This window comes from Georgenia phoenicis (genome assembly GCF_047302425.1).
Classification (GTDB): domain Bacteria; phylum Actinomycetota; class Actinomycetes; order Actinomycetales; family Actinomycetaceae; genus Oceanitalea.
The window spans coordinates 1,540,455-1,565,311 of sequence record NZ_CP154855.1; the positions used below are offsets into that span (position 1 = coordinate 1,540,455).

General features: G+C 74.2%; 20 protein-coding genes. 15 read left to right on the forward strand and 5 right to left on the reverse strand.

Annotated features, from left to right (window positions below):
- Window positions 1-3 precede the first annotated feature (3 nt).
- From AA0005_RS07285 to AA0005_RS07340, 12 genes are all read left to right on the forward strand, one after another.
- A complete protein-coding gene (locus AA0005_RS07285) occupies window positions 4-1,275 on the forward strand; it encodes a DUF58 domain-containing protein (RefSeq protein ID WP_413452747.1) in 1,272 nt (423 codons plus the stop codon).
- On the forward strand, window positions 1,272-3,530 hold the full coding sequence (locus tag AA0005_RS07290; RefSeq protein ID WP_413452748.1) for a transglutaminase-like domain-containing protein: 2,259 nt from the start codon (window positions 1,272-1,274) through the stop codon (window positions 3,528-3,530). Before AA0005_RS07285 ends, AA0005_RS07290 begins: the two co-directional genes overlap by 4 nt.
- A complete protein-coding gene (locus AA0005_RS07295; RefSeq protein ID WP_413452749.1) occupies window positions 3,530-7,951 on the forward strand; it encodes an FtsK/SpoIIIE domain-containing protein in 4,422 nt (1,473 codons plus the stop codon). Before AA0005_RS07290 ends, AA0005_RS07295 begins: the two co-directional genes overlap by 1 nt.
- A 117-nt stretch (window positions 7,952-8,068) precedes the next feature.
- Window positions 8,069-8,365, forward strand: coding sequence for a WXG100 family type VII secretion target (locus AA0005_RS07300; protein ID WP_413452750.1), 297 nt, complete (start codon window positions 8,069-8,071; stop codon window positions 8,363-8,365).
- Window positions 8,366-8,432: 67 nt separating this feature from the next.
- On the forward strand, window positions 8,433-9,662 hold the full coding sequence (locus AA0005_RS07305; protein ID WP_413452751.1) for an FHA domain-containing protein: 1,230 nt from the start codon (window positions 8,433-8,435) through the stop codon (window positions 9,660-9,662).
- A gap of 1 nt (window position 9,663) precedes the next feature.
- Entirely contained in the window at window positions 9,664-10,905 is a 1,242-nt protein-coding gene (locus AA0005_RS07310) for an FHA domain-containing protein (protein ID WP_413452752.1), read from the forward strand.
- A 1-nt stretch (window position 10,906) separates the two neighbouring features.
- Window positions 10,907-11,317 carry a hypothetical protein gene (locus AA0005_RS07315; RefSeq protein WP_413452753.1) on the forward strand — a complete coding sequence of 137 codons (411 nt, stop codon included), beginning with the start codon at window positions 10,907-10,909 and terminating at the stop codon, window positions 11,315-11,317.
- A 25-nt stretch (window positions 11,318-11,342) separates the two neighbouring features.
- Window positions 11,343-11,735 (forward strand): hypothetical protein, encoded by a 393-nt coding sequence (locus AA0005_RS07320; RefSeq protein WP_413452754.1) that lies wholly within the window; start codon window positions 11,343-11,345, stop codon window positions 11,733-11,735.
- Between the two features lie 163 nt (window positions 11,736-11,898).
- Window positions 11,899-13,656, forward strand: a complete 1,758-nt coding sequence (gene leuA / locus AA0005_RS07325) for a 2-isopropylmalate synthase (RefSeq protein ID WP_413452755.1) — start codon at window positions 11,899-11,901, stop codon at window positions 13,654-13,656.
- A gap of 518 nt (window positions 13,657-14,174) precedes the next feature.
- Window positions 14,175-15,338: an MFS transporter gene (locus tag AA0005_RS07330; protein ID WP_413452756.1), complete on the forward strand. Its 1,164-nt coding sequence runs from the start codon at window positions 14,175-14,177 to the stop codon at window positions 15,336-15,338.
- Between the two features lie 54 nt (window positions 15,339-15,392).
- Window positions 15,393-16,124, forward strand: coding sequence for a DNA repair protein RecO (recO, locus tag AA0005_RS07335; RefSeq protein ID WP_413452757.1), 732 nt, complete (start codon window positions 15,393-15,395; stop codon window positions 16,122-16,124).
- Window positions 16,121-16,900 carry an isoprenyl transferase gene (locus tag AA0005_RS07340; protein WP_413452758.1) on the forward strand — a complete coding sequence of 260 codons (780 nt, stop codon included), beginning with the start codon at window positions 16,121-16,123 and terminating at the stop codon, window positions 16,898-16,900. Before recO ends, AA0005_RS07340 begins: the two co-directional genes overlap by 4 nt.
- Window positions 16,901-16,927: 27 nt before the next feature.
- Here AA0005_RS07340 and AA0005_RS07345 read toward each other — a convergent pair whose 3' ends face one another.
- The 5 genes from AA0005_RS07345 to AA0005_RS07365 are packed head-to-tail and all read right to left on the reverse strand — an operon-like array spanning window position 16,928 to window position 20,525.
- On the reverse strand, window positions 16,928-17,437 hold the full coding sequence (locus AA0005_RS07345) for a DedA family protein (RefSeq protein WP_413452759.1): 510 nt from the start codon (window positions 17,435-17,437) through the stop codon (window positions 16,928-16,930).
- Complete coding sequence (locus AA0005_RS07350; RefSeq protein WP_413452760.1) at window positions 17,430-17,819, reverse strand: Fur family transcriptional regulator; 390 nt, start codon at window positions 17,817-17,819, stop codon at window positions 17,430-17,432. The genes AA0005_RS07345 and AA0005_RS07350 overlap by 8 nt, the downstream gene beginning before the upstream one ends.
- A gap of 8 nt (window positions 17,820-17,827) precedes the next feature.
- Entirely contained in the window at window positions 17,828-18,733 is a 906-nt protein-coding gene (locus tag AA0005_RS07355) for a metal ABC transporter permease (RefSeq protein ID WP_413452761.1), read from the reverse strand.
- Entirely contained in the window at window positions 18,730-19,509 is a 780-nt protein-coding gene (locus tag AA0005_RS07360) for a metal ABC transporter ATP-binding protein (protein ID WP_413452762.1), read from the reverse strand. Before AA0005_RS07360 ends, AA0005_RS07355 begins: the two co-directional genes overlap by 4 nt.
- Before the next feature lie 26 nt (window positions 19,510-19,535).
- Window positions 19,536-20,525 (reverse strand): metal ABC transporter substrate-binding protein, encoded by a 990-nt coding sequence (locus AA0005_RS07365; protein ID WP_413452763.1) that lies wholly within the window; start codon window positions 20,523-20,525, stop codon window positions 19,536-19,538.
- Between the two features lie 183 nt (window positions 20,526-20,708).
- On the opposite strand from AA0005_RS07365, the gene AA0005_RS07370 reads away from it, so the two are divergent.
- The 3 genes from AA0005_RS07370 (at window position 20,709) to dusB (ending at window position 24,787) form a co-directional block, all read left to right on the forward strand.
- On the forward strand, window positions 20,709-22,097 hold the full coding sequence (locus AA0005_RS07370) for a glycine--tRNA ligase (RefSeq protein WP_413452764.1): 1,389 nt from the start codon (window positions 20,709-20,711) through the stop codon (window positions 22,095-22,097).
- 140 nt (window positions 22,098-22,237) lie between these two features.
- Complete coding sequence (locus AA0005_RS07375; RefSeq protein WP_413452765.1) at window positions 22,238-23,419, forward strand: YibE/F family protein; 1,182 nt, start codon at window positions 22,238-22,240, stop codon at window positions 23,417-23,419.
- A gap of 153 nt (window positions 23,420-23,572) precedes the next feature.
- A complete protein-coding gene (gene dusB, locus AA0005_RS07380) occupies window positions 23,573-24,787 on the forward strand; it encodes a tRNA dihydrouridine synthase DusB (RefSeq protein ID WP_413452766.1) in 1,215 nt (404 codons plus the stop codon).
- Window positions 24,788-24,857: the final 70 nt, after the last annotated feature.

The window sequence follows — 24,857 nt, forward strand, 5'->3', positions numbered from 1 at the left end:
GCCGTGACCGAGCCCTCCTCCACCACCCGGGGCCGCTCCGCCCTCTCCGACCGCCTCTCGGAGACCAGTGCGCTGCGGACCCTGGTCGAGCGCACCCGTGGGCCGCGGCTGGGGATCGAGCGCGCCGTGCGGGCGGTCAACGTCGCCGGCTGGGCCGTGCTCGCCGTCGGTGTCGTCGCCTGGGTGGCGGGCCGCCGGCTGGGCTGGCTCGAGCTCGTCGTCCTCGGTGCCACGCTCGTCACGACCTTCGTCGCGGCGCTCGTCTTCACCCTGGGCCGCCACCCCTACGAGGTGAGCCTGCGGATGAGCGACCGGCGCGTCGTCGTCGGCGAGCGCGCGATGGCGGGGGTGACGGTGCGGAACGCCGCCCACCACCCGGTGCTGCCCGCCCGCGTCGAGCTGCCGGTCGGTGCGGCGCAGGTGGCCTTCCACCTCCCGGGCCTGGGCGCGGGGGAGGACCACGAGGAGATCTTCGCGATCCCCACGAGCCGCCGCAGCGTCATCCCGGTCGGCCCGGTCCGCACCGTGCGCGGCGACCCGCTCGGGCTCATGCGCCGCGGCGTCGCGTGGGGCGAGCCGGAGGAGCTCTACGTCCACCCGCGCACCGTCGTCCTCAGCTCCTCCGCGGCCGGCTTCATCCATGACCTCGAGGGCCGGCCCACCCGCGACGTCACGAGCGCCGACCTGTCCTTCCACGCCCTGCGCGAGTACGTCCCCGGCGACGATCGCCGCTACGTCCACTGGCGCACCTCCGCCCGCGCCGGCAAGCTCATGGTCCGCCAGTTCGAGGAGACGCGCCGCTCCCACCTCGTCGTCGGCATGAGCCGCAACGAGCGCGACTACGCGGACGAGGACGAGTTCGAGACCGCCGTCTCCACCCTCGGCTCGCTCGCCCTCCAGGCGATGCGCGAGGAGAAGGACCTCACCACCCTCACCAGCCACGAGACGCTGCGCGCCGTCTCCCCGGGGCAGTACCTCGATCTCCTCACCCGCATCGAGACCGGCGCCGGGCCCTCCGGGGTCGTGTCGATCGCGCACCAGATCAGCCGGGACGTCGAGCGCGCCTCGATGGTCGTCCTCGTGTGCGGCTCCACGGTCACCCCCGACCAGATCCGCGCGGCCGGCGCCGTCCTGCCCGTGGACGCGCGCGCCTTCGCCGTCCAGGTCGTCAGCGGCGCGGAGACCGCCGTCCACACCGTCGGCGTCGTCACCGTGCTCACCATCGGCGAGCTCTCCGAGCTGCGCCGCGGATTCCGGAAGGCGGAGCGCCGGTGAGCGACTACCTCGCGCTGCTGCGCGCCCGGTGGGCCGACGTCGTCGTGCCCCTCGGGCTCGTCCTCCTCGCCCTCGTCCCGCTCGTGCCCGTCTTCGGCAGCGGCCGGCTCGTCGCCGCCGCCGTCGGGGGAGCGGTGCTCGGCGCCGTCGTCGCCACCCTCGGCGCGTGGCGGCGCTGGACCACCCTCACCGTCGTGGCCGCCACCCTGGGCGCCGCCGTCGTCTTCTCCTCCCTCGCGGCCCCGACGACGGCGCTGGGCGGGATCGTGCCCACCCCGCAGACCATCGGCGCGGTCGGCAGCGGAGCGGTGACCTCGTGGAAGCAGGTCGTCACCCTCGCCCCGCCGCTCGGTGCCGTCGGCAACACGCTGACCGCGCCCTACCTCCTCGCGCTGCTCGCCACGCTCGTCGCGGTCACCGTCTCGCTGCGCACCCGCCGGCCCGCGTGGGCGCTCGTCGCGCCCGCGCTCGTCCTCGCGCTGTCCATCCTCCTCGGGACCTCCCGGGAGCTGCTCGCGCTCCCGCTCGCGCTCGTCGGCGGCATCGGCGGGCTGCTGTGGGCCACGTGGCGCACCGGGCGCCTGCAGCAGGGACGGCCCGTCGCCGTCCTCGTCCTCGTCGCGGTCGCCGCGGTGGGCGGGACCGGCGTCGGTCTCCTCGCGCCCGGGGACACGCACCGCGTCGTCCTGCGCGAGATCATCGAGCCGCCGCTCGACCCGCACGACTACCCGAGCCCGCTCGCCGGCTTCCGCGCCTACCTCAAGGACCACCGCGAGGACACCATCCTCACGGTGAGCGGCCTGCCCGCCGGGGCGCCGGTGCGCCTGGCGACGATGGACGCCTACGACGGCACGACGTGGGCGGTCGCCGGCAGCGTGGACGGCAGCGCCGCCGGCTCGGGCACCTTCACCCGCATCGGGGAGCGCGTCGAGGCCACCGTGCCCGACGACGCCGTCACGGTCGAGGTCGAGCTCGGCGAGTACGCGGGCGTGTGGCTGCCCACGGTGGGACGCACCTACGACGTCGAGCTCGCCGGCCCCGACGCCGTCGAGCGGGAGCGCGACCTCTACTTCAACCGCACGTCCGGGACCGGCATCATCACGAGCGGCCTGCGCGAGGGCGACAGCTACTCGCTGCTCGCCACCCCCGTCATCGAGCCGCCGGTCAGCGCGCTCGAGGGCGCGCCACTCGCCCGCGTCGACCAGCCCGAGCTGTCCGGCGTGCCGGAGATGGTCGTCGCCGAGGCTTCGGCGATGGTCGCCTCCGCCGAGACGCCGCTGGCCCGGGTCCAGGCCCTCGTCGGCAGCCTGCAGGAGGGCTACTTCTCCCACGGCCTCGAGGGCGACGCGCCCTCGCTCGCCGGCCACGGCGCCGCCCGCCTCGCGCAGATGGTCACCGAGGAGCTGATGATCGGCGACGAGGAGCAGTACGCGGCGCTCATGGGCCTCCTCGGCCGCGCCGTCGGGCTGCCCACCCGCGTCGTCATGGGCTTCGCGCCGCAGGCCGTCGGCGGCGGCGGGCCGGTGGAGATCACCGGCGACGACGTCACCGCCTGGGTCGAGGTCGCCTTCGAGGACCACGGCTGGGTGCCCTTCTACCCGACGCCGGACGAGGACCGCATCCCGCAGGTCGAGGAGCCGGAGCCGCAGGACCGCCCGCAGCCGCAGGTGCTCCAGCCGCCGCCGCCCGCGCAGGAGCCGCCGGAGGCGCCGCCGATGGACCGCGACGAGGTCGACGCGGACGAGGAGGAGGTCCCCGAGGACGAGCCGCTGGGCTACGCCCTGCTCATCGTGCTCGGTGTCGGCGCCTCGGTGCTCGTGCTGCTCCTCCCGCTGCTGCTCATCGTCCTGCTCAAGCTGCTGCGGCGCCGTCGACGGCGGACGCGGGGGAGCGGCTCGGGCCGGGTGGCCGGGGGATGGGCCGAGCTCGTCGACCGGGCCCGCGACCTCGGCGTGCCGGTCACCGGGTCCTCCACCCGCTACGAGCAGGCCCGCGAGCTGGAGGAGAGCCTGGCGACCGGGCGCAGCACCCGGCGCCGCAGCCAGCAGCCCGTGGACGTCACCGGCCTGGACACCGCCTCGCTCGCGCGGCACGCCGACGCCGGCGTCTTCGGGCCCGTCCTGCCGGACGAGGGTGCTGTCGCGGGCTACTGGGAGCACGTGGAGTCCACAGAGGGCCGCCTGCGCGAGACGGTGGGCCGGCGCCGCTGGCTACGCTCGCGAGTCTCGCTTACCTCACTGCGAAAGGGCCGTTGATGCGGATCAAGCTCACGCTGCTGCGGACGGCCGCCGAGCCGGCGGACCTCGCGGTCACCGTCGACGGCACCGCCACGGTCGCCGAGCTGGCCCGCGCGCTCGCCGAGACCGACCCGGTGCCCACCCTGCTTTCCGAGCAGGACAGGCGTGAGCTCACGCTGCGCGTCCACGGCGCTGCCGGGGCGGAGGACCGCTCCACCCGGCTGCTGCTGCCCGAGGACGCGGCCGCCGAGACCGTCCGCTCCGGCTCCGTCGTCTCCCTCGCGCGGGCAGCGGCCCGCTTCGACGGCGCGGGCGGGGACCTGCCCGCCGCGGCCCGGCTCACCGTCATCGACGGGCCCGACGCCGGGCTCGAGGTCACCCTCCCGGAGGGCACCTCGATCATCGGCCGCGGCAAGGGCTGCGACGTGCGGCTCTCCGACCCCACGGTGTCGAAGGAGCACGCCCGCCTCGCCGTCACCGACATCATCGAGATCGTCGACCTGCGCAGCGCCAACGGCCTGCTCATGGGCGACGGCCTCGTCCAGCGCGCCGCGCTGCTGCCGGAGGACACCGTCACCCTCGGTGACACGACGATCCGCGTCACCCGCATCGCCGCCAGCCGGCACGCGGCGCCCGGCGCCGCGCACGTGGAGTTCAACCGCTCCCCGCGCCTGGCCCCGGTCTACGAGGGGGAGGAGCGCGACGCCCCCAAGCCGCCCGAGCCGCCGAAGCCGACGAAGTTCCCCGTCGTCATCCTCCTGGTCCCGCTCCTCATGGCGCCGGTGTTCCTCTACTTCGGCCGCGGCGCCCTGGGGCTGGTGTTCATGGCGATGATGCCGCTCATGGTCATGGGCAACTACATCGACCGGCGGGTGACGAGCAAGCGGGAGTACCAGGCCGCCATCGAGCAGTTCGGCCGCTCGGTCGACGCCATGCGCACCGAGCTCGAGACCGAGCGGGAGCGCGAGCGGACCACCCGGCTGGGGGAGTCGCCGGCCGTCCAGGACATCCGCAGCTCGGCCCTCGCGCTCGAGCCGCTCCTGTGGACCCGCCGCCCCGAGCACGACGCCTACCTCGACCTGCGCCTGGGCCTGGGCACCCTGCCCTCCCGCAACTCGGTCACGCTGCCGGCCCGCAACGCCGCCGTGCCCGAGCACTGGGAGATGGTCGCCGCCCTGCGGGAGGACTTCCGCGAGATCGACGGCGTGCCCGCCACCGTCCAGCTGCGCGAGTCCGGCGCCCTCGGTCTGGCCGGCCCGCGGCACGTCCTGGACGACGTCGCCCGCGCGGCCGTGTCCCAGCTCGTCACCCTGCACTCCCCGGCCGAGCTCGTCCTCGCCGTCGCCACCTCCGCCGCCAGCGCGGCCCGGTGGGACTGGACGAAGTGGCTGCCGCACGTCGGCTCGGTCCACTCCCCGCTCGAGGGCGCGCACATCGGCTCCAACCAGGCCGGGGTCATCCAGCTCGTCGGCAAGATCGAGGGGCTCCTCGACGCCCGCCGCCGCGCCGCCGGGGCGACCTCGACCCTCCAGCTGCCCACCCTCGTCCTCCTCGTCGAGGACGACGCCCCGATCGAGCGGGGCCGGCTCGTGCGGATCGCGGAGGAGGGCCCCGCCGTCGGCATCCACGTCCTGTGGTGCGCCTCCGCCCAGGAGCGGCTGCCCGCCGTGTGCCGTACCTTCCTCACCGTCTCGACGACGACGGACGCCGGCACCGCCGGTTACGTCCAGGCCGGGGCCGCGATCCGCCCGCTCGTGTGCGACACGGTGGGCGAGGACCAGGCCCTCGCGCTGGCCAAGCACCTGTCCGCCGTCGTCGACGCCGGTGCGCCCGTCGACGACGCCTCCGACCTGCCCGCCCGCGTCTCCTACCTCGGCCTCCTCGGCCCGGAGACGGCGGAGGGGCCGGCCGCCACCCTCGAGCGGTGGCGGGAGAACGGCTCCCTCGTCCCGCGCGACGGCACCCCGCCCCAGCGGCGGCGCCACGACGCCAACCTCCGCGCGCTCATCGGGCAGGCGGCGACCGAGCCCTTCACCCTCGACCTGCGCACCCAGGGCCCGCACGCCCTCGTCGGCGGCACCACCGGTGCCGGCAAGTCGGAGTTCCTCCAGTCCTGGGTGCTCGGCATGGCCGCCGCGCACAGCCCGGACCGGGTGACCTTCCTCTTCGTCGACTACAAGGGCGGCTCGGCCTTCGCCGACTGCGTCGACCTGCCTCACACGGTCGGCCTCGTCACCGACCTGTCCCCGCACCTCGTGCGCCGCGCGCTCACCTCGCTGCGCGCCGAGCTCCACTTCCGCGAGCACCTGCTCAACCGCAAGGGCGCCAAGGACCTCCTCGCCCTCGAGCGGACCGGCGACCCGGAGTGCCCGCCGAGCCTCGTCATCATCGTCGACGAGTTCGCGGCGCTGGCCACCGAGGTGCCCGAGTTCGTCGACGGCGTCGTCGACGTCGCCCAGCGCGGCCGCTCCCTGGGCCTGCACCTCGTGCTCGCCACCCAGCGCCCCGCCGGCGTCATCAAGGACAACCTGCGCGCCAACACCAACCTGCGGGTCGCGCTGCGGATGAACGACGAGTCCGACTCCAAGGACGTCCTCGGCCTGCCGGTCGCCGCGGCCTTCGACCCCTCGCTGCCCGGACGCGGCGCAGCCCGCACCGGCCCTGGTCGGGTGACGATGTTCCAGACCGGCTACGCCGGCGGACGCTCGACGACGGCGCGCCCCAAGCCGCAGGTCGAGGTCGAGACCCTCGCGATGGGCGCCGGCACCCGCTGGGAGCGCCCGGAGCGGCCCGAGGAGCTCGAGACCGGCCCGGTGGACGAGGGGCCGACCGACATCCGGCGCGTCGTCGACTCGATCCGCGCCGCTGCCACCAGCGCCGGCGTCCCCGAGCCGCGCAAGCCCTGGCTGCCGACCCTGGCCGAGGTGCAGGACCTGTCCGCCCTGCACCCGCGCACCGACGCGGCGCTGCCGCTCGGCGTCGTCGACGACCCCGCCCACCAGCGGCAGGTCACCACCTACTACCGCCCCGACGTCGACGGCAACATCGCCTTCTACGGGGCCAGCGGCTCGGGCAAGTCGACGGCGTTGCGCACCCTCGCCATCGCCGCCGGCATCACCCCCAAGGGCGGGCCCGTGCAGGTCTACGCGATGGACTTCTCCTCCGGCGGCCTCGCCGCGCTCGAGGGGCTGCCGCACGTCGGCTCGGTCATCGACGGCGACGACGCCGAGCGCGTCCAGCGGCTGCTGCGCCAGCTGCGCGAGACCGTCGAGGAGCGCTCGGCGCGCTACGCCGCCGCCCGCGCCAGCACCATCGAGGAGTACCGGGAGATCGCCGGGCGCCCCGACGAGCCGCGCATCCTCCTCCTCATCGACGGCTACGGCGCCTTCCGCAGCGAGTGGGAGTCCGTCGGCGCACGGATGCCCTACTACCAGCTCTTCCTCCAGCTCCTCGTCGACGGCCGCGGTGCCGGCGTCCACGTCGCCGTCACCGCCGACCGGGCCGGGTCCATCCCGTCCTCGGTGGCCGGGAGCCTGCCGCGCAAGGTCGTCATGCGGCAGGTCGACGCTGCCGCCTACGCGATGCTCGGGGCGCCCAAGGACGTCCTCGACGAGTCCTCCCCGCCCGGGCGGGCCATCGCCGGGGGCCTGGAGATGCAGGTGGCGGTGCTCGGCGGCTCGGCCAACCTCGCCGAGCAGGTGCGCGCCATCGAGAAGCTCGCCGGCACCCTGCGCCGCGCCGGGGTGCCCGAGGCGCCGGCCGTGCGCCGCCTGCCCGAGCTCGTCCCAGCGGACACGATGCCGGGCCACCTCGCGGGGCTGCCCGTCGTCGGGGTCGCCGACGACACCCTCGAGCCGGTCGGCATCGAGGCGCTGGGTACCTTCCTGCTCGCCGGGCCGCCGCAGTCCGGGCGCACCAACGCCCTGCACTGGCTCGTCCGCTCGGTGCAGCGCGCCCACCCCGAGGCCCGCTTCCTCTACTTCGGCGCGCGCCGCTCGGCGCTGCGCGGGCTGGACCTGTGGGAGCAGGCCGCCACGGGTGCGGCCGACGTCGCCGAGCTCGCCAAGGCCGTCGTCGCCGAGCTGAAGGAACCGCCGCCGGAGGGTCAGGTGGGCACCGTCGTCGTCATCGAGGCGCTCGCGGACTTCCTCACGACGCCCGCCGACGCGCCCCTCGTCGAGGTCATCAAGGCCGTCAAGCGCAACGAGCACTTCGTCATCGGCGAGGGCGACACGAGCGCGTGGGGCGCCTCCTGGCCGCTCGTCTCCGAGATCCGCAACGGCCGCCGCGGCCTGGCCCTCCAGCCCGACCAGCTCGAGGGCGACACGCTGTTCCGCACCTCCTTCCCGCGCGTCCAGCGCAAGGAGTTCCCCGTGGGCCGCGGCATGCTCGTCGACAAGGCCAAGGTCCGGCGCGTCCAGCTGCCCCTCCTCGGCTGAGGGGAGGGGAGTTCTCCCCATGCCGGTGGGGCGACAAGGCGGCTCGCCACCCGGTAGGAATGTCACTGTGAGAACCCCGCCGGTGGGCGGTGGGGGCCCGAACCGAAGGAGACACCCGTGGCCAACATCAACGTGACCTACGAGGAGATGCGCAACGCCGCGACCTACCTCGTCGCCGGCAAGGACGAGGTCCAGACCAAGCTCGCCGAGCTCAAGACCTACATCGAGAACCTCGTGAACTCCGGCTTCGTCACCGACCAGGCCTCGGGTGCGTTCAACGAGACCTACTCCGAGTTCACCACCAACGCCACCGAGGTCATCGAGAACCTCACCAACCTCGGCAACTACCTCACCGGCGCCGCCGACCAGATGCAGGCGACCGACGAGGCCCTCGCCGCCCAGGCGCGCGGCTGACACACCCGCCGGGTACGGGCCACGCGCCCGTGCCCGGCGGTGTGCGTTTGACGAGAGGATGACGGCGGTGCGCGAGGCGCTGGTGCCGAGGGCGGCGATGCCCTACCTGGACCCGGCGGTCCCCGCGAACGCCCACCACGCCGAGCTGGCGCCGCTGCGGCGCGAGGCCCTCGACGTCCTCGCCGCCGGGTACCGCTCCGCCGGCCGCACCCTCCTCGGTGTCCTCGCCTGGGCGCTGACCGCCGGGGGAGCGACGCTCCTCGCCGTGCTCCCGTGGCAGGCCCTCGGCACGCCGGCGACGGCGGCGCTCGCCGCTGCCGGGGCGCTCGCCCTGGCGGGCGGGCTGTGGCTCGCCGCCGTCGTCCTGCGCGCCGGCCGGCGGATCACCGGCGCGGCGGCCGCCTGGCTGCGCGTGCCCGCCGCCGGCGCGAGTGACGCCGACGCCCGGGGGCTGCTCGCGGTGCTGCGCTGGCGGGCGGTGCTCGCGGCCGTGGCAGCCGCGGCGGCCGTCGCGCTCACCGTCATCCTCGCGTGGGCCGTGGCCCGCACCGGTGCGCTCGGTGGCACCTACCTCGCCACGGGCAGCCCGGCCGCGGTGCCGGACGAGACGCGCGCGGTGGTCATCGCCGCGCTGGCGGCGGCGGCGCTCACCGCTGCCGGGGTGGCCGTCGGCACCTTCGGCGGCGTCCGCGTCGTCCTCGAGGCGGCGTGGAGCCGCCCCACCGTCGCCGGGGCGCCCGCGGTGCCGCGGTCCCCGGAGAGCTTCGCGCCGCCCCGTCCCGTGCCCTCGTACGGGGGTGCCCGAGCGGCCGCGGCGACCCACGCGGCCTCTCCGTCGCCCGCCGGCGTCCAGCCGACCGTCGGGCCACCGACCGTCGAGCTCGACCTCTCCTCCCTGCGCACCGCCCTCGCCGGCCCCGAGGGCGCCGCGGCCACCTCCGGGCAGGGGGCGCGGGTGCAGGTCGTGCTGCCCGACGGGCGCCGGCTGCGGGAGGGGACGACGCTCGTGGGCCGCCGTCCCCACGCCCGCCCGGCGGACATGGTCGACGACGTCGTCGCCCTCACCGACCAGACCGTGACGAAGACGCACGCCGCGATCACCGTCGCGGGGGACCAGGTGCGCGTCGTCGACCGGGCGTCGACGAACGGTACGCTGCTCGAGGCCGCTGACGGGTCCCTCGTCCGCTGCCGCCCGTGGCAGGAGACGACCGTCCGGGCTCCCGCGATCATCCACCTGGGCCGCACCCGGCTGCACGCGCGTGCGGACGCGGCCCCACGTCCCACCGAGGTCGCCTGACATGCTCCTCACGCCGCCCGCCGTCCGCCCCTGGCTCGGCCCGGACTCCCGCAACCGGCCGTGGTCCAACCACGGGGCGATGATGATCCGCCGCGCGGAGGCGCTCGAGAGCCTCACCGCCGCCTACGGCTCGTGGTCCCGCCTCGGGCTCGGCGCGCTCGCCTGGGTCCTCGCGGCCGCGGGCGCGGTGCTCGTCGGGCGGGGCATCGCCGACGGCGGGTCCGCCTCGACCGTGGGCATCGCGCTGCTGCTGGTCGGCACCGTGCTCGGGGGCGTCGTCGTCGCCACCGGCTCCGCCCTGGCGCGCGCCACCGCCGGCTGGTGGACGCTCGCGACCGCCGTGCGCGCCGACGGCAGCCGCGTCGAGACGACGACGGCGGACCGGGACACCGTGCGCGCGCACGAGGAGGCCGTGGTGGCCGACCGTGCCGCAGGCTCCGGGGAGCTGTGGCGCCCACCGCTGCTGCCGCGCACCGCCGCGGTGGTGCTGCTCGCCGCGGCGACCGTCGTCCTCGCCGTCCGGGCCGTGCTCGGCTACGGCGAGGCCTCCACGCCCTACGCCGCCGACGACGTGCGCGGCGAGTGGTTCACCCAGGTCCTCCTCGCGCTCGTCTGCCTGCTGCCGGCGCTGCTCACCGCCAGCGGCCTGCGCCGCGTGCACCGCGCCCGGATGCACCGGGTCGCACACGACGAGCCGGCCTCCGCCGACCCGACGTTCGCTGCCCTCACCCCCGCGGTGGGCACCGGGTCGATCGTCGTCGGGGGCCGTGTCCCGGGCGCGGCGACCCCGCCGCCCCTGCCGCAGGAGGCGCCGGTGCCGCCGCTCCCGGTGCAGGTGCCGGGCGCGGTTGCTGCCGCCTCGTCGACCGGCCCGGACCCGGCTGACGCCCAGCTGCCCACGGTGCGCCTGTCCGACGGCCGCACCCTCGGCCCGGGGCGGACGCTCGTCGGGCGCGCGCCGCAGCCCCGCGCCGACGAGGAGCTGGCCGCGCTGCTGCCCGTGGCCGACGAGCGCGTGTCCAAGACCCACCTCACGGTGACGGTGGAGCCGGGCCGGGTCGTCGTCCTCGACCGCCGGTCGACGAACGGCACCGTCCTCCACCTGCCTGACGGCAGCACCCGGCCCCTGGCGCCCGGTGAGCCGGTCGAGCTGACCGACGGCGACGTCGTCGTGCTCGGCGCGACGACGCTGACGGTCGGGGACACCGACGTCGAGCACACCGTCCTGCGCGAGCCCCGCTGAGATGAAGCGCGTCGCGAACCCGGAGGCGCTGCCGACGACGTCCGTGGCCGAGTTCCGCCGGGCGGCGTGGCCGTTGCTCGACGACAACCTCAGCGGCGCCGTCGTCATGAGGCTCTACCTCACCTGGGGAGTCCTGGGCGCCGGCCTCTGCGTGCTCGTGCTGGGCACCTACGGGCTCACCGAGACGGCGATGTCGTGGTGGCTCGTACTCGGCGCAGTCGTCGTCATCACGCTCGTCGTCCTGCGGGTGCGCAAGCACCTCGGACGCGCGGCGGACGTGCGGCGGCGGGTCGATACGCTGAGCCGTGAGGTCGACGCCCGCGCTGCGCGGGGCGTCATCCCGCTCGTGCCGGACGGCTGGAGCGAGCCGCTGCCCGCACCACCGCACGAGCGCACGAGCTCATGGCTGTGACTCGGAGTAGTAGGGAGCTGGCGAGATGACGTTCGTGACCAAGGTGGACGACATCCCCATGACGTCCGTCGCGGAGTTCCGGCAGGCCGCGCGGCAGGTGTTCGTCCACCACCTGCCCGGCTCGGTGTCCCTGGGCATCTACCTCACCTGGGCGTCACTCGGTGGCGCCATCGCGCTCCTCGCCTTCGGGCTCGCCGGTCTCGCCGTCACCCCGCAGTCCTGGTGGATCGTGCTCGCCGGCGCGGTGTTCCTGGCGCTCGTCGTCCGACGGATCAGGAACGTCTTCCGCCGTGCCGCCGCGACCCGGGCGCAGGTCCTCGGGCTGAGTGCGGAGATCGACGCCCGCGCCGCGCGCGGGGAGATCCCCATGACGCCACCCGGATGGCCGGGTGGTGTGCCTGCGCCGCCGGGAGCGTGAGACGCGGCCGGAGCGTGCCGCGCGGTGCGCTAGAGTCGGTGGCGTGCACCACCTCCGGAGTCTTCTCCTCCTTCGCTGCCGCGGCGAGGCCCTCTAGCAGCCGGCCCCTCGTCGCGGTGTCTCTCGTGCCCGGCGCACCAGACAACAGCGAAGTGGATGAACGATGAAGACCCGCACCTTCTCCAACGACCAGCAGCCCTCGCGGATGCCGATCGGCAAGTACCGCCCCTTCCACGAGGTCAACGGCATCGACCTGCCCGACCGGCAGTGGCCCTCCCGGCGCATCACCCAGGCGCCTCGCTGGCTGTCCACCGACCTGCGCGACGGCAACCAGGCGCTCATCGAGCCGATGGACCCAGGCCGCAAGCGCCGCATGTTCGACCTCCTCGTCCGCATGGGCTACAAGGAGATCGAGGTCGGGTTCCCGGCCGCGAGCCAGACGGACTTCGACTTTGTCCGCTCGATCATCGAGGACGGCGCGATCCCGGAGGACGTGACGATCTCCGTCCTCACCCAGGCCCGCACCGAGCTCATCCAGCGGACGATCGACTCGCTCGTCGGCGCGGCCCGCGGCACCGTCCACCTCTACAACGCGACGGCGCCGGTTTTCCGCGACATCGTCTTCCGCAACGACCGCGAGGCCACCAAGGAGCTCGCCGTCGCCGGCACCCGTGAGGTCATGGCCTACGCGGAGAAGGTCCTCGACCCCGAGGCGGTCTTCTCCTACGAGTACTCGCCCGAGATCTTCATCGACACCGAGATCGAGTACGCACTCGAGGTGTGCGAGGCCGTCATGGACGTGTGGCAGCCCGACGCCGACCGCGAGATCGTCCTCAACCTCCCCGCCACGGTCGAGCGCGCCACGCCCAACGTCTACGCCGACCAGATCGAGTGGATGAGCCGCAACCTCTCCCGCCGGGAGTTCATCGCGCTTTCCGTCCACCCGCACAACGACCGCGGCACCGCCGTCGCCTCCGCTGAACTGGCCGTCATGGCCGGTGCGGACCGCGTCGAGGGCTGCCTGTTCGGCCAGGGCGAGCGCACGGGCAACGTCGACCTCGTCACCCTGGGCATGAACCTGTTCAGCCAGGGCATCGACCCGCAGATCGACTTCTCCGACATCGACGAGATCCGTCGCACCGTCGAGCAGTGCACGCAGATGGACGTCCACCCGCGCCACCCCTACGGCGGAGACCTCGTCTACACCGCCTTCTCCGGCTCCCACCAGGACGCCATCAAGAAGGGCTTCACCGTGCGCGACGAGCGCGTCGCCGCCGCCGGGGGAGACCCGACGGCGGTGCCGTGGGACGTGCCCTACCTGCCCGTCGACCCGGTCGACGTCGGTCGCAGCTACGAGGCCGTCGTGCGCGTCAACTCCCAGTCCGGCAAGGGCGGGGTTGCCTACCTGCTGGCCAGCACCCGCAACCTGGACCTGCCGCGCCGCCTGCAGATCGAGTTCTCCGGCGTCGTCCAGAAGGTCACCGACGCCTACGGCGGCGAGGTCAGCGCCGAGCGCCTGTGGGACATCTTCTGCGACGAGTACCTGCCCGCCCCGGCCGGCTCGGGCCTCACCTCCTGGGGCCGCTTCGCGCTGCGCGGCACGACGCTGACCTCCGGTGGTGAGGGGGAGGGGGCGACCCTGTCGGTCGAGATGGTCGACGGCGGCACGACCAAGCAGCTGACGACGGCGGGCAACGGACCGGTCGACGCCTTCACCAACGTCTTCGCCGAGCTGGGTGTCGAGGTCAACGTCCTCGACTACGCCGAGCACGCGCTGTCGACCGGTGGGGACGCGACCGCCGCCGCCTACGTCGAGTGCGAGGTCGATGGCCAGGTGCTGTGGGGCGTGGGCATCGACCCGTCGATCACGACGGCGTCCTTCCAGGCCATCGTCTCCGCCGTTAACCGCGCGGTGCGCTGACCGAGCTGCGACGAGGGCGGCCGCGACGACGACCACAGGCCACGTCGCCGCCGCACGCACCGTGCCGCACGCCCGCACCGGACCGTACGCCCGCACCGCGCTCCACTGCTCGGCCCGCCCCGGTGAGGAGGAGGTCCTCGTCGAGGTGCTGTCGGCTGGCCGGTACCCGCGGTAGAAGCTCGCGACACGGGTGCGGCCCACCGGGAACCGGGTAGCGACGCGGGAGTGGCGCCGGGCGGGCGAGAGTGGCGATGGCTCACCGGAACCAGCATCGGATCTTCGGGAGCAGCGGTGGCGCAGCAGGCGCGACGCCGGTCGGGCGCGCATGCGTCCCGCGGAGCGAACCGGTTCCCGCTGAGGGGGAGCAGCGCTCGATCCGCGCGACACGGCTCCCGTTGTGCCGACAGGCGCTCGCAACGCATCTTCTCCGGAGCGGCGGGCAGGTGGGTCAGGGGCTGGTCGAGGGGCGGCTTAGCATCGGAGAAATAGCCTCCACTCCTTCTCCGGCGCGCGGTGTCATGCCCTGGGCCGTCGTCGGCGTCGTGCTTGTCGCGCTCAACCTCCGTGGACCGATCCTCGCGCCGGCACCGGTGCTCGGGTGGCTGCGCGAGGACCTCGGGCTCTCCTCCACGACCGCCGGGCTGCTCACCAGCCTGCCCGTCCTGTGCTTCGCGCTGGCCGGCCCCTTCGTCCCGCGCCTCGTCCGCCGGGTGGGTCCGGAGGGCGCGGTGCTCGCGTGCCTGCTCGGCATCCTCCTCGGGACGGTGATCCGGTCCGCCGGACTGACCGCCGGCGTCTTCGCCGGGACCGTGGTCATCGGGGCCTCGATCATGATCGGCAACATCGTCGTACCGGTGATCATCCGCCGTGACGTCCCGTGGCGGCGCGCCTCCGCCGTCACCGGCCTGTACACCGCCTCCCTCAACGTGGGCGGGACGATCACCTCGCTGGGCACGGTGCCGCTGGCCAACCTCGTCGGCTGGCGCTGGGCGCTGGCGCTGTGGGGCGTGCTCGCCGTCGTCGGCCTGCTGTACTGGACCCGGCTGCGCGCCCGCCGCACGGTCGCCGCGACGGACGACACCTCAGCGTCCGGCGGCGGACCCGTCTCACCGTCCGTGAGCCGGATCGGGTGGCTGCTCCTCCTCGCCCTCGGCAGCCAGACCTTCGCCTACTACGCCCTGTCCGGCTGGCTGCCCACGCTCCTGGCCGAGACACGCGGCCTGGACGCCGCCGCGTCGGGCCTCGCAGCCTCGGTCTTCCAGCTCTTCGCCGTCCTCGGTGCCCTCGGCGTGCCGCTCCTTGCCGCCCGCGCGTCGGGCTGGGTGCCCATGGCCGCGGTCGCACTCAGCTGGGTGGCCATGCCCGTGGGCCTGCTCGTGGCGCCCCAGGCCTTCCTCCTCTGGTCGCTCCTCGGCGCCATCGGCCACGGCGGCGCCTTCACCGCGATCCTCTCGATCATCGCCCAGACGAGCGGCAGCGACCGCGAGGCCGCGACCGTCTCCGCCCGGGTGCAGACCGGCAGCTACCTGGCCGCCGCCTCCGCCGGCCCCGTCGTCGGTGCCCTCAACGGGGCGACAGGCGGCTGGACCGCACCACTGCTCCTCGTCCTCGCTGCCACCCTCTCCTTCAGCGCCGCCGGGGTGTGCGCCGCCGTCCTCGCCCAGCGCCACCGCGCGGCCTGAGCCGCCCGGCGAGCCGGGTCGCTGCCCCGCCCCGCGCCGCGCGACAATGGACAGGTGAAGCTCTACCGGGACGAGGCCGTGGTGCTGCGCACCCACAAGCTCGGTGAGGCAGACCGCATCATCACCCTGCTCACCCGCGCCCACGGCCGGGTCCGGGCGGTGGCCAAGGGGGTGCGACGCACGAGCTCGAAGTTCGGCGCCCGGCTCGAGCCCTTCTCCCTCGTCGACGTCCAGCTCCACGTCGGGCGCAGCCTCGACATCATCACGCAGGTCGAGTCCCAGGCCCCCTACGGGCGAGCCATCGGCGTCGACTACTCGCTCTACACGACGGCGACGGCGATGGTCGAGACCGCCGAGCGGCTCACCGAGGAGGAGGCCGAGCCCGCGCCGCAGCAGTACCTCCTGCTCGTCGGCGCCCTCCACGCGCTGGCCACGAAGCGCCACCCGGCGAGCCTCGTCCTCGACTCCTACCTCCTGCGCTCGCTCGCCGTCGCCGGCTGGGCGCCGAGCTTCGACGACTGCGCCCAGTGCGGCAGCCCCGGCCCCCACCACGCCTTCCACGTCGCCCAGGGCGGGGCGGTCTGCGACCGCTGCCGCCCACCGGGCTCCTCCGCACCCGCGCCGCAGACCCTCGAGCTGCTCGGCGCGCTGCTGTCGGGGGACTGGCCCGCGGCCGAGGCCTCCGCCCAGCGCGAGCGCGACGAGGCCTCCGGCCTCGTCGCCGCCCACCTGCAGTACCACCTCGAGCGCCAGCTGCGCTCCCTGCGACACGTGGAGCGTGCATGAGCCTCGTCCCGCCCCCGCCACACCCCTCCGGTGCCCGCCCGCCGGCGATCGACGCCCGCTTCGTGCCCAAGCACGTCGCCGTCGTTATGGACGGCAACGGGCGCTGGGCCAACGCCCGGGGCCTGCCCCGGGTCGAGGGTCACAAGGCGGGGGAGGCGAGCCTGCTCGACCTCGTCGCCGGCGCCATCGAGATCGGCGTCACCCACGTGTCCGCCTACGCCTTCTCCACCGAGAACTGGAAGCGCTCCCCGGAGGAGGTGCGCTTCCTCATGGGCTTCAACCGCGACGTGCTGCGCCGCCGCCGCGATCAGATGCACGAGTGGGGCGTGCGGGTGCGCTGGGCCGGGCGCCGCCCGCGGCTGTGGCGCTCGGTCATCGCCGAGCTCGAGGAGGCCGAGCGGCTCACCGCCGGCAACGACGTGTGCACGCTGACGATGTGCGTCAACTACGGCGGCCGCGCCGAGATCGCCGACGCCGCGCGGCAGATCGCCCGGGAGGTCGCCGCCGGCCGGCTCAACCCGGAGAAGGTCACCGAGCGGACCGTCGCGCGGTACCTCGACGAGCCCGAGCTGCCCGACGTCGACCTCTTCCTGCGCACCTCCGGCGAGCAGCGGACCTCGAACTTCATGCTCTGGCAGTCGGCCTACGCGGAGATGGTCTTCCTCGAGGAGCACTGGCCCGATGTCGACCGCCGCAGCCTGTGGCGCGCCGTCGAGATCTACGCCTCCCGCGACCGCCGCTACGGCGGCGCCGTCGACGCCGCCACCCAGTCCTGATCCCCCGCTCGGCGCGGGAGAGGCGGCTCAGCCCTCGGTGGCGGGGGCGGTGCGGCGCCGCCGGCGGCGGACGACGAGGGCGACGACGGCGAGCACCAGCACGACGATCACCGCGATGCCCGCCGGGGACCCGGCCGCCGCGGCGAGCGCCGCGTTCCACACCGCGAAGCCGACGGTGGAGTAGATCGCGCCCCAGGCCAGGGCGCCGGGGACCTGCGCGAGGGTGAAGTGGAGCCAGGGCACCTGGAGCACACCGGCCCCGGCCATGACCATGCTCTGGAAGCCGACGGTGAGGTAGGCGAGCGGCACGATGACCAGCCCCCAGCGGCGGATCGCGTCGACGCCCCGCTGGGTGCCCTCCCCGCTGAGCGCCTGGTGCGCCCGCAGCCGCCAGCCCTCGGCCGGGTGGGTGCGGCGCAGGGCCTGGACCGTCGCGATCCGACCCAGCCAGTAGATGCCCTGCCCCCGGAACATCGCCCCACCGAAGAGGAAGGCGAAGACCAGCCAGAAGGGCCAGCCGGTGAGGAAGTCAGGCACGGGCGCCCCGCGCCGAGCACTGCGCGCACAGGCCGAAGATGTCCATGGTGTGCTCGATCGCGGTGAAGCCGTGCCGGGCCGCCATCTCCTCGGCCCAGGTCTCCACGGCCTCGCCGCTGATCTCCACCGTGGTGCCGCACTCGCGGCACACGAGGTGGTGGTGGTGCTTGACGCTCTCGCAGCGGCGGTAGAGCGCCTCGCCGTCGTCGGCGCGCAGGACGTCCACCTCGCCCGCCTCGGCCAGCGCCTGGAGGGTGCGGTAGACGGTGGCCAGGCCCACGGAGTCGCCGGACTCGCGCAGCGACTCGTGCAGCTGCTGGGCCGAGCGGAAGTCGTCGGTGCGCTCGAGGAGGTCGCTGACAGCGGCGCGCTGCCGCGTCATCCGGGGTCTCATGAGGCCTCGCGAAGCTCGACGTCGTCCTGGACGTCCGGGTGCGGGTCGGCCGCGGGGCGGCGACGGCTGAGCAACGGACGTGCCAGCGATACTACGCCGAAGACCCCGATCGCCAGCACGACGATCGTCGCGCCCGGCGAGAGCGGGTAGACGTAGGTGAGGGACAGGCCGGAGACGCTCACCGCGAGACCGAGCACCATCGCCAGCGCCATGGTCCCGCGGAAGGAGCGGGTGAGGAGCTGGGCGGTGGCCACGGGCACGATCATGAGCGCGGAGACGAGGAGGACGCCGACCACCCGCATCGCCACCGACACCGTCAGCGCCGCGAGCACCGCGACGACGATGTTGAGCAGCCGCACGGGAAGACCGCTGGCCCGGGCGAACTCCTCGTCGTGGGACAGGGCGAAGAGCGCGGGCCGCAGCCCGATCCCCACGGCGAGGATCGACACGGCCAGCGCGATCGTCAGCCACAGGTCGGTGAGCGTGACCGTGGCGATGGAGCCGAAGAGGTAGCCGTTGAGGTTCGCCGTCGTCCCGCCGGCGATGCCGATGAGGAGGACGCCGCCGGCGATGCCGCCGTAGAAGAGGAGCGCGAGGGCGAGGTCGCCGCTCGTGCGGCCGCGCTCGCGGACGAGCTCGATGACGACGGCGCCGATGATCGCGGCGACGACGGCCCCCGGGACGGCGAGCACGTCGCGCGGGCTCGCGCTCAGCGCCCCGCCCACCAGCCACCCGACGGCGACACCGGTCAGGGCCATGTGCCCGATCCCGTCCCCGAGCAGGGAGAGGCGGCGCTGGACGAGGTAGGTGCCCATGACGGGGGCGACGAGCCCGACGAGGACGGCGGCGATGAGCGCCCGCTGCATGAGCGGGCTGGCGAGCATGTCGAGCAGGACGGTCATGACAGCTCCAGCCGCAGCTCAGGGTTGTGCGGGTCCACCGGCTCGTCCTCGTGGGCGTGGTGGTGCTCGTGGTCGGGGCCGCTGTGGCCGGGAGCGGCCGGCGGTGGCGGGCCGTCGTGGACGACCCGCCCGTGGCGCAGGACGACGGCGCGCTCGAGCAGCCCGGCGAGCGAGCCGAGCTCGTGGAGGACGCTGAGGACGCTCGTGCCGCGCTCGCGCAGCCCGGTGAGGGTGGCGGCGAGGGCTTCCTGGGAGCCGCGGTCGATGCCGGTGAGCGGCTCGTCGAGGACGAGGAGGTCGGGGCGGCGCACGAGGGCGCGGGCGATGAGGACGCGCTGCTGCTGGCCGCCGGAGAAGACGCTGACGGTCTCCTGGGCGCGGTCGGCCAGCCCCACCTCGTCGAGCGCGGAGAGGGCGAGGTCGCGCCAGCCGCGCGGAGGCCGCAGCCGGCGGTTGTCGAGCAGTCCGGAGGCGACGACCTCGAGCGCCGTCGCCGGGGTGCCGGAGGCCGCACCCACCCGCTGGGGCACGTAGCCCACGCGTCGCCACGGCACCCTGCGGCGGTCGGCGACGACGTCGCTGCCGAAGATGCTCACGCTGCCGCGGCTCACCGGCACGACGGACAGGAGCGCCTTGACGAGGGTCGACTTGCCCGAGCCGTTGGCGCCGAGGAGGGCGACCATCTCGCCGTCGCGCACGTCGAGGTCGACGCCCTGGAGGATGCGCGCACCGCCGAGAGTGACGTGGAGGTCGCGGGCGCGGACGGGCAGGGCCATGGGTCCGTATGCTGCCACGTCCCCGCTCACGCGCTCGTGCACGCCAGGGCCTCCTGCAGGGCCGCGAGGTTGGCGCGCATGACGTCGAGGTAGTCGGCGTCCTCGTCCTGCTGGTTCTCCAGCGGGTCCAGCACGGCGGTGCGCAGGCCCAGGTCCTGGGCCAGCGCCTCGGAGACCGCGGGACTGACGAGGGACTCGACGAAGACCGTGGTGACGTCGTGCTCGGTGACGACGTCGGCGATCTCGGCGAGGCGGGCGGGGGAGGGCTCGGCCTCCGGGTCGATGCCGGACAGGCCCTCCTGCTGGAGGCCGTGCCGGCTCGTGAGGTAGCCGTAGGCCTCGTGCGCGACGACGACGGTGCGGCGCTCGCAGGTGGCCAGGCCGGCGGCGAGCTCGGCGTCCAGCTCCTCGAGCTCGCTGACCACCCGCTCGGCGTTCGCGCGGTAGGTCTCGGCGCCCTCGGGGTCGAGGTCCGCCAGCTCCTCGGCGAGCGCCGTGCCGACCTCGGCGAGGCGGGCCGGGTCGAGCCAGAGGTGCGGGTCGAGGGTCTCGCCGTCGTGGTCGTGCTCGTCGTCGTGTGCGTGCTCGTCCTCGTGAGCGTGCCCGCCGTCGTCGTGCGCGTGGTCGTGCCCGGTCTCCTCGGTGGTGAGCAGCTGGGTGTGCTCCGCGGCGTCGAGGGCGCGTACCCCGGTGGTGGCGACGGCGTCGTCGACGGCGGCCTGGAAGCCGGAGAGGTGGACGACGAGCCCGGCGCTGCCCATGTCGGCGACCGTGCGGGGGGAGAGCTCGAGGGTGTGGGGGTCGACGCCGTCGGGGGTGAGGGAGTCGACCGAGACGCGTTCGCCGCCGATCTCCTCGGCGAGGTACTCGAGGGGGTAGACGCTGGCGAGGACGGTGAGCTCGCCGTCGTCGGCGCTGGCGGCCGTGGTGCCGCTCCCGTCCTGCTCCTGGAAGGCCGCGCAGCCGGAGAGGGCGAGGACGGCGAGGGTGGCAGCGAGGGTGCGGGGTCGACTCATGAGACTCATTCTCAAAGTTGCTGAGAACGGTTGTCAACTTCGCGAGGAGGTAGGTTGGGTCGGTGCCCGCACGGGCACCACGTCCGCACCGCGGTGCGGCTGACCGACGCTCGTACCAGCCAGGTGCGGGTCTGCCCAGTTCGCACCAGCCAGGTGCGGACCAACGACATTGGAGTGATTGCCGTGGCCGCTGCGCCTTCCCGACTGGATTCCGTCATCAACCTCGCGAAGCGGCGAGGCTTCGTCTTCCCCGCCGGGGAGATCTACGGCGGTACGCGGTCCGCATGGGACTACGGGCCCCTGGGTGTGGAGCTCAAGGAGAACATCAAGCGCCAGTGGTGGCGCACGATGGTCCAGGCCCGCGAGGACGTCGTCGGGCTCGACTCCTCGATCATCCTGCCCCGCCAGGTGTGGGTGGCCTCCGGCCACGTCGGCGTCTTCACCGACCCGCTGACCGAGTGCCTCTCGTGCCACAAGCGCTTCCGCGCGGACCAGATGGAGGAGGAGTTCGAGGAGAAGAAGGGCCGCGCCCCCGAGGGCGGGCTCGCCGAGATCTCCTGCCCGAACTGCGGCACCCGCGGCGAGTGGACCGAGCCGCGCGACTTCAACATGATGCTCAAGACCTACCTCGGCCCGGTCGAGGACGAGTCCGGCCTGCACTACCTGCGGCCCGAGACCGCGCAGGGCATCTTCGTCAACTTCGGCCACGTGATGACCGCGGCGCGCAAGAAGCCCCCGTTCGGCATCGCGCAGATCGGCAAGTCCTTCCGCAACGAGATCACGCCGGGCAACTTCATCTTCCGCACCCGCGAGTTCGAGCAGATGGAGATGGAGTTCTTCGTCGAGCCGGGCACCGACAAGGAGTGGCACCAGTACTGGATCGACGCGCGCACCGACTGGTACGTCGACCTCGGCATCAGCCGCGAGAACCTGCGCCACTACGAGCACCCGCAGGAGAAGCTCTCGCACTACTCCACCCGCACGGTGGACATCGAGTACCGCTTCGGCTTCGCCGGCAGCGAGTTCGGTGAGCTCGAGGGCATCGCCAACCGCACCGACTTCGACCTCAAGACCCACACCGAGCACTCGGGCCAGGACCTGTCCTACTTCGACCAGGGCAAGAACGAGCGCTGGGTGCCCTACGTCATCGAGCCGGCGGCCGGCCTCACTCGCTCGCTCATGGCCTTCCTCGTCGAGGCCTACAGCGAGGACGAGGCGCCCAACGCCAAGGGCGGGGTCGACAAGCGCACCGTGCTCAAGCTCGACCCGCGCCTGGCGCCGGTCAAGGCCGCGGTGCTCCCGCTCTCCCGCAACGAGCAGCTCTCCCCGGTGGCCCGCGACCTCGCCGCGGACCTGCGCAAGTACTGGAACGTCGACTTCGACGACGCCGGTGCCGTGGGCCGCCGCTACCGCCGCCAGGACGAGATCGGCACCCCGCTGTGCGTCACGGTGGACTTCGACACCCTCGAGGACCAGGCCGTGACGATCCGCGACCGCGACACCATGGCCCAGGAGCGCGTGGCCCTCAGCCAGGTCCGCGGCTACCTCGCCGAGCGCCTCGTCGGCGCCTGACCCCATCAGGCGGCGTCCAGCCGCTGCACTGTGCGCCCGTTGGTACCAGCGGGCGCACAGTGCGTGACGGGGAGCGGCGGGCGCCGGCGCGCGGGTGTCGTGCCGCCGACGGCGCGGCGGGCCGGGTTAGGTTCGCCCCGATGACCCACACCCACGTCCTCGACGACACCACCGCACAGCTGCCGCCCGACCAGGCGCGCCGGGCGCGGCTCGTGCTCACCGCGCTCGTCGTGCCGCTGCTCCTCGCCACGCTCGCGGGCCTGCTGTGGCTGTGGCCGACGGGGGAGACGCCGGTCGGCTCGCAGCAGCTCGTCGCCGACGGGATGTCGATCGAGACGGCGGAGGTCGTCGAGCTCACCGGCACCCCCGGCGCCGAGGTGCGCGCCGAGCTGCTCACCGGCGAGGGCGAGGGGCAGGTCATCCCGGTCCAGGTGCCGCCGGAGATCCTCGAGAACGGCACGGACGTGGGTGACCGCATCCGTCTGCTCTTCTCCACTGCCGGCCTCGGCTCCGGAGTGCCCTACGTCTTCTGGGACTTCGAGCGCACCGTGCCCGTGGGCTGGCTCGCCGCGCTCTACGCCGTCGTCGTCCTGCTCGTCGCACGCTGGCGCGGGCTGGCGGCGATGGCGGGGCTGGGAGCCTCCCTCGCCGTCGTCGTCCTCTTCGTGCTCCCCGCCCTCATGACGGGCGCCCCGCCGCTGGCCGTCGCGCTCGTCGGCGGCAGCGCGATGATGTTCTTCTCCGTCTACCTCGCCCACGGCGTCTCCATCCGCACGACGACGGCGCTGCTCGGCACGTTCATCGGCCTGGCCGTGACGACGGGGCTGGCGATGTGGGGCACCCGGGCCGCGAACCTCACCGGCACGACGTCGGAGACCTCCCTCATGCTCTTCGGCACCTTCCCGGGGCTGCGGCTGCAGGACCTGCTCCTGTGCGGGATCGTCATCGCCGGCCTCGGGGCGCTCAACGACGTGACGATCACCCAGGCCTCGGCCGTGTGGGAGCTGCACGCCGCCGACCGCACGATGAGCCGCCGCCGGCTGTGGACGGGCGGCATGCGGATCGGGCGCGACCACATCGCCTCGACCGTCTACACCCTCGCCTTCGCCTACGTCGGCACGGCGCTGCCGGTGCTGCTCATGGCCGCCTCGTACGACCGCGCCTTCCTCGACACGCTCATGGCGGGCGAGCTCGCCGAGGAGGTCGTGCGCACGCTCGTCTCCTCGATCGGCCTCGTCCTCGCCATCCCCGCGACGACGGCGATCGCTGCGGCCCTCGTGCGCGTGAGCGCCGCCCGCCGTCCCGAGCCTGCCGCTGGTTGAGCCGCGCCGGTTCACCGGGTGGACTCCCCGGTTGTCCTCCGACCTCCTCGGTTCGCTCGCCTGGCGGTGGGGAGAAGCGGGGAGGTCACCGACGAGCCCCGGCGTGACGGCACCCACGGTGACGGGGCCGCGGGCGCCTGGGAGAATGCCCGGGTGACCTCCCTCCAGATCGGCTCGGTGTCGGTGGGCAGCCCCGTGGTGCTGGCCCCGATGGCCGGCGTCACCAACCCGCCCTTCCGCCGCCTGTGCCGCGAGGCCGGCCTCGCGGCGCTCGACGAGGACGCCCGCGCCGCCGCCCGCCCCGGGGAGTACGCCCCGGCGGGCCTGTACGTCACCGAGATGGTCACCTCCCGCGCGCTCGTCGAGCGCACGCCCGAGACGATGCGGATGGTGAGCCCCGACCCGCTCGAGCCGGTCCGCTCCGTCCAGCTCTACGGTGTCGACCCGGCAACGGTGTCCGCGGCCGTGCGGATCCTCGTCGCGGAGGACCGCGCCGACCACGTCGACCTCAACTTCGGCTGCCCCGTCCCCAAGGTCACCCGCAAGGGCGGCGGCGCGGCCCTGCCGTGGAAGCGCGACCTCTTCCAGGCCATCGTCACCGGCGCCGTCAACGCCGCCCGCGAGGGCTCGCGTCACCGCGACCGCGAGGTCCCGGTGACGATCAAGATGCGCATGGGCATCGACGACGACCACCTCACCTACCTCGACGCCGGCCGCATCGCCGAGCAGGCCGGGGTCTCCGCCGTCGCCCTCCACGCCCGCACCGCCGCCCAGCACTACTCCGGGCAGGCGCGCTGGGAGACGATCGCCCGGCTCAAGGAGACCGTCCGCAGCGTCCCGGTGCTCGGCAACGGGGACATCTGGTCCGCCGAGGACGCCGTCGAGATGGTCGAGCAGACCGGCTGCGACGGCGTCGTCGTCGGACGCGGCTGCCAGGGACGGCCGTGGCTGTTCACCGACCTCGTCGCCGGCTTCGCCGGGTCCCCGCTGCGGGTGCAGCCCGGGCTCGCCGAGGTGGCCGCGGTGATCCGCCGGCACGCCGAGCTCATGGTCGAGCACTTCGAGAACGAGACCAAGGCGCTGCGCGAGCTGCGCAAGCACATGGCCTGGTACCTCAAGGGCTACGTCGTCGGCGGGGACGCGCGCCGCGAGCTCGGCCTGGTGAGCACCCTGGCTGAGCTCGACGAGCGCCTCGCCGCCCTCGACCTCACCGAGCCCTACCCGGGCGAGGGTGCCGAGGGCCCGCGCGGGCGCGCGGGTACCCCGAAGGTGCCCCACCTGCCCGAGGCCTGGCTGGACAGCCAGGAGGTCGACGAGCGCCTGCGCCGCCTCCTCACCGAGGCCGAGCTCTCGATCTCTGGCGGCTGACCGCCCCCACCCACCCCCCTTGCGCCGAGAGCCGGATTCCGCCAGGCGACATCCGGCTCTCGGCGCGAGA

What these genes read in the sequence shown, in the direction of transcription:
- AA0005_RS07315 (WP_413452753.1), top strand. Translation starts at nt 10,907, where the DNA reads ATGAAGCGCGTCGCGAACCCGGAGGCGCTGCCGACGACGTCCGTGGCC.
- AA0005_RS07340 (WP_413452758.1), top strand. Translation starts at nt 16,121, where the DNA reads ATGAGCCTCGTCCCGCCCCCGCCACACCCCTCCGGTGCCCGCCCGCCG.
- AA0005_RS07310 (WP_413452752.1), top strand. Translation starts at nt 9,664, where the DNA reads ATGCTCCTCACGCCGCCCGCCGTCCGCCCCTGGCTCGGCCCGGACTCC.
- leuA (WP_413452755.1), top strand. Translation starts at nt 11,899, where the DNA reads ATGAAGACCCGCACCTTCTCCAACGACCAGCAGCCCTCGCGGATGCCG.
- AA0005_RS07375 (WP_413452765.1), top strand. Translation starts at nt 22,238, where the DNA reads ATGACCCACACCCACGTCCTCGACGACACCACCGCACAGCTGCCGCCC.
- AA0005_RS07360 (WP_413452762.1), bottom strand. Translation starts at nt 19,509, where the DNA reads ATGGCCCTGCCCGTCCGCGCCCGCGACCTCCACGTCACTCTCGGCGGT.
- AA0005_RS07350 (WP_413452760.1), bottom strand. Translation starts at nt 17,819, where the DNA reads ATGACGCGGCAGCGCGCCGCTGTCAGCGACCTCCTCGAGCGCACCGAC.
- AA0005_RS07320 (WP_413452754.1), top strand. Translation starts at nt 11,343, where the DNA reads ATGACGTTCGTGACCAAGGTGGACGACATCCCCATGACGTCCGTCGCG.
- AA0005_RS07295 (WP_413452749.1), top strand. Translation starts at nt 3,530, where the DNA reads ATGCGGATCAAGCTCACGCTGCTGCGGACGGCCGCCGAGCCGGCGGAC.
- AA0005_RS07365 (WP_413452763.1), bottom strand. Translation starts at nt 20,525, where the DNA reads ATGAGTCGACCCCGCACCCTCGCTGCCACCCTCGCCGTCCTCGCCCTC.
- AA0005_RS07355 (WP_413452761.1), bottom strand. Translation starts at nt 18,733, where the DNA reads ATGACCGTCCTGCTCGACATGCTCGCCAGCCCGCTCATGCAGCGGGCG.
- AA0005_RS07330 (WP_413452756.1), top strand. Translation starts at nt 14,175, where the DNA reads ATGCCCTGGGCCGTCGTCGGCGTCGTGCTTGTCGCGCTCAACCTCCGT.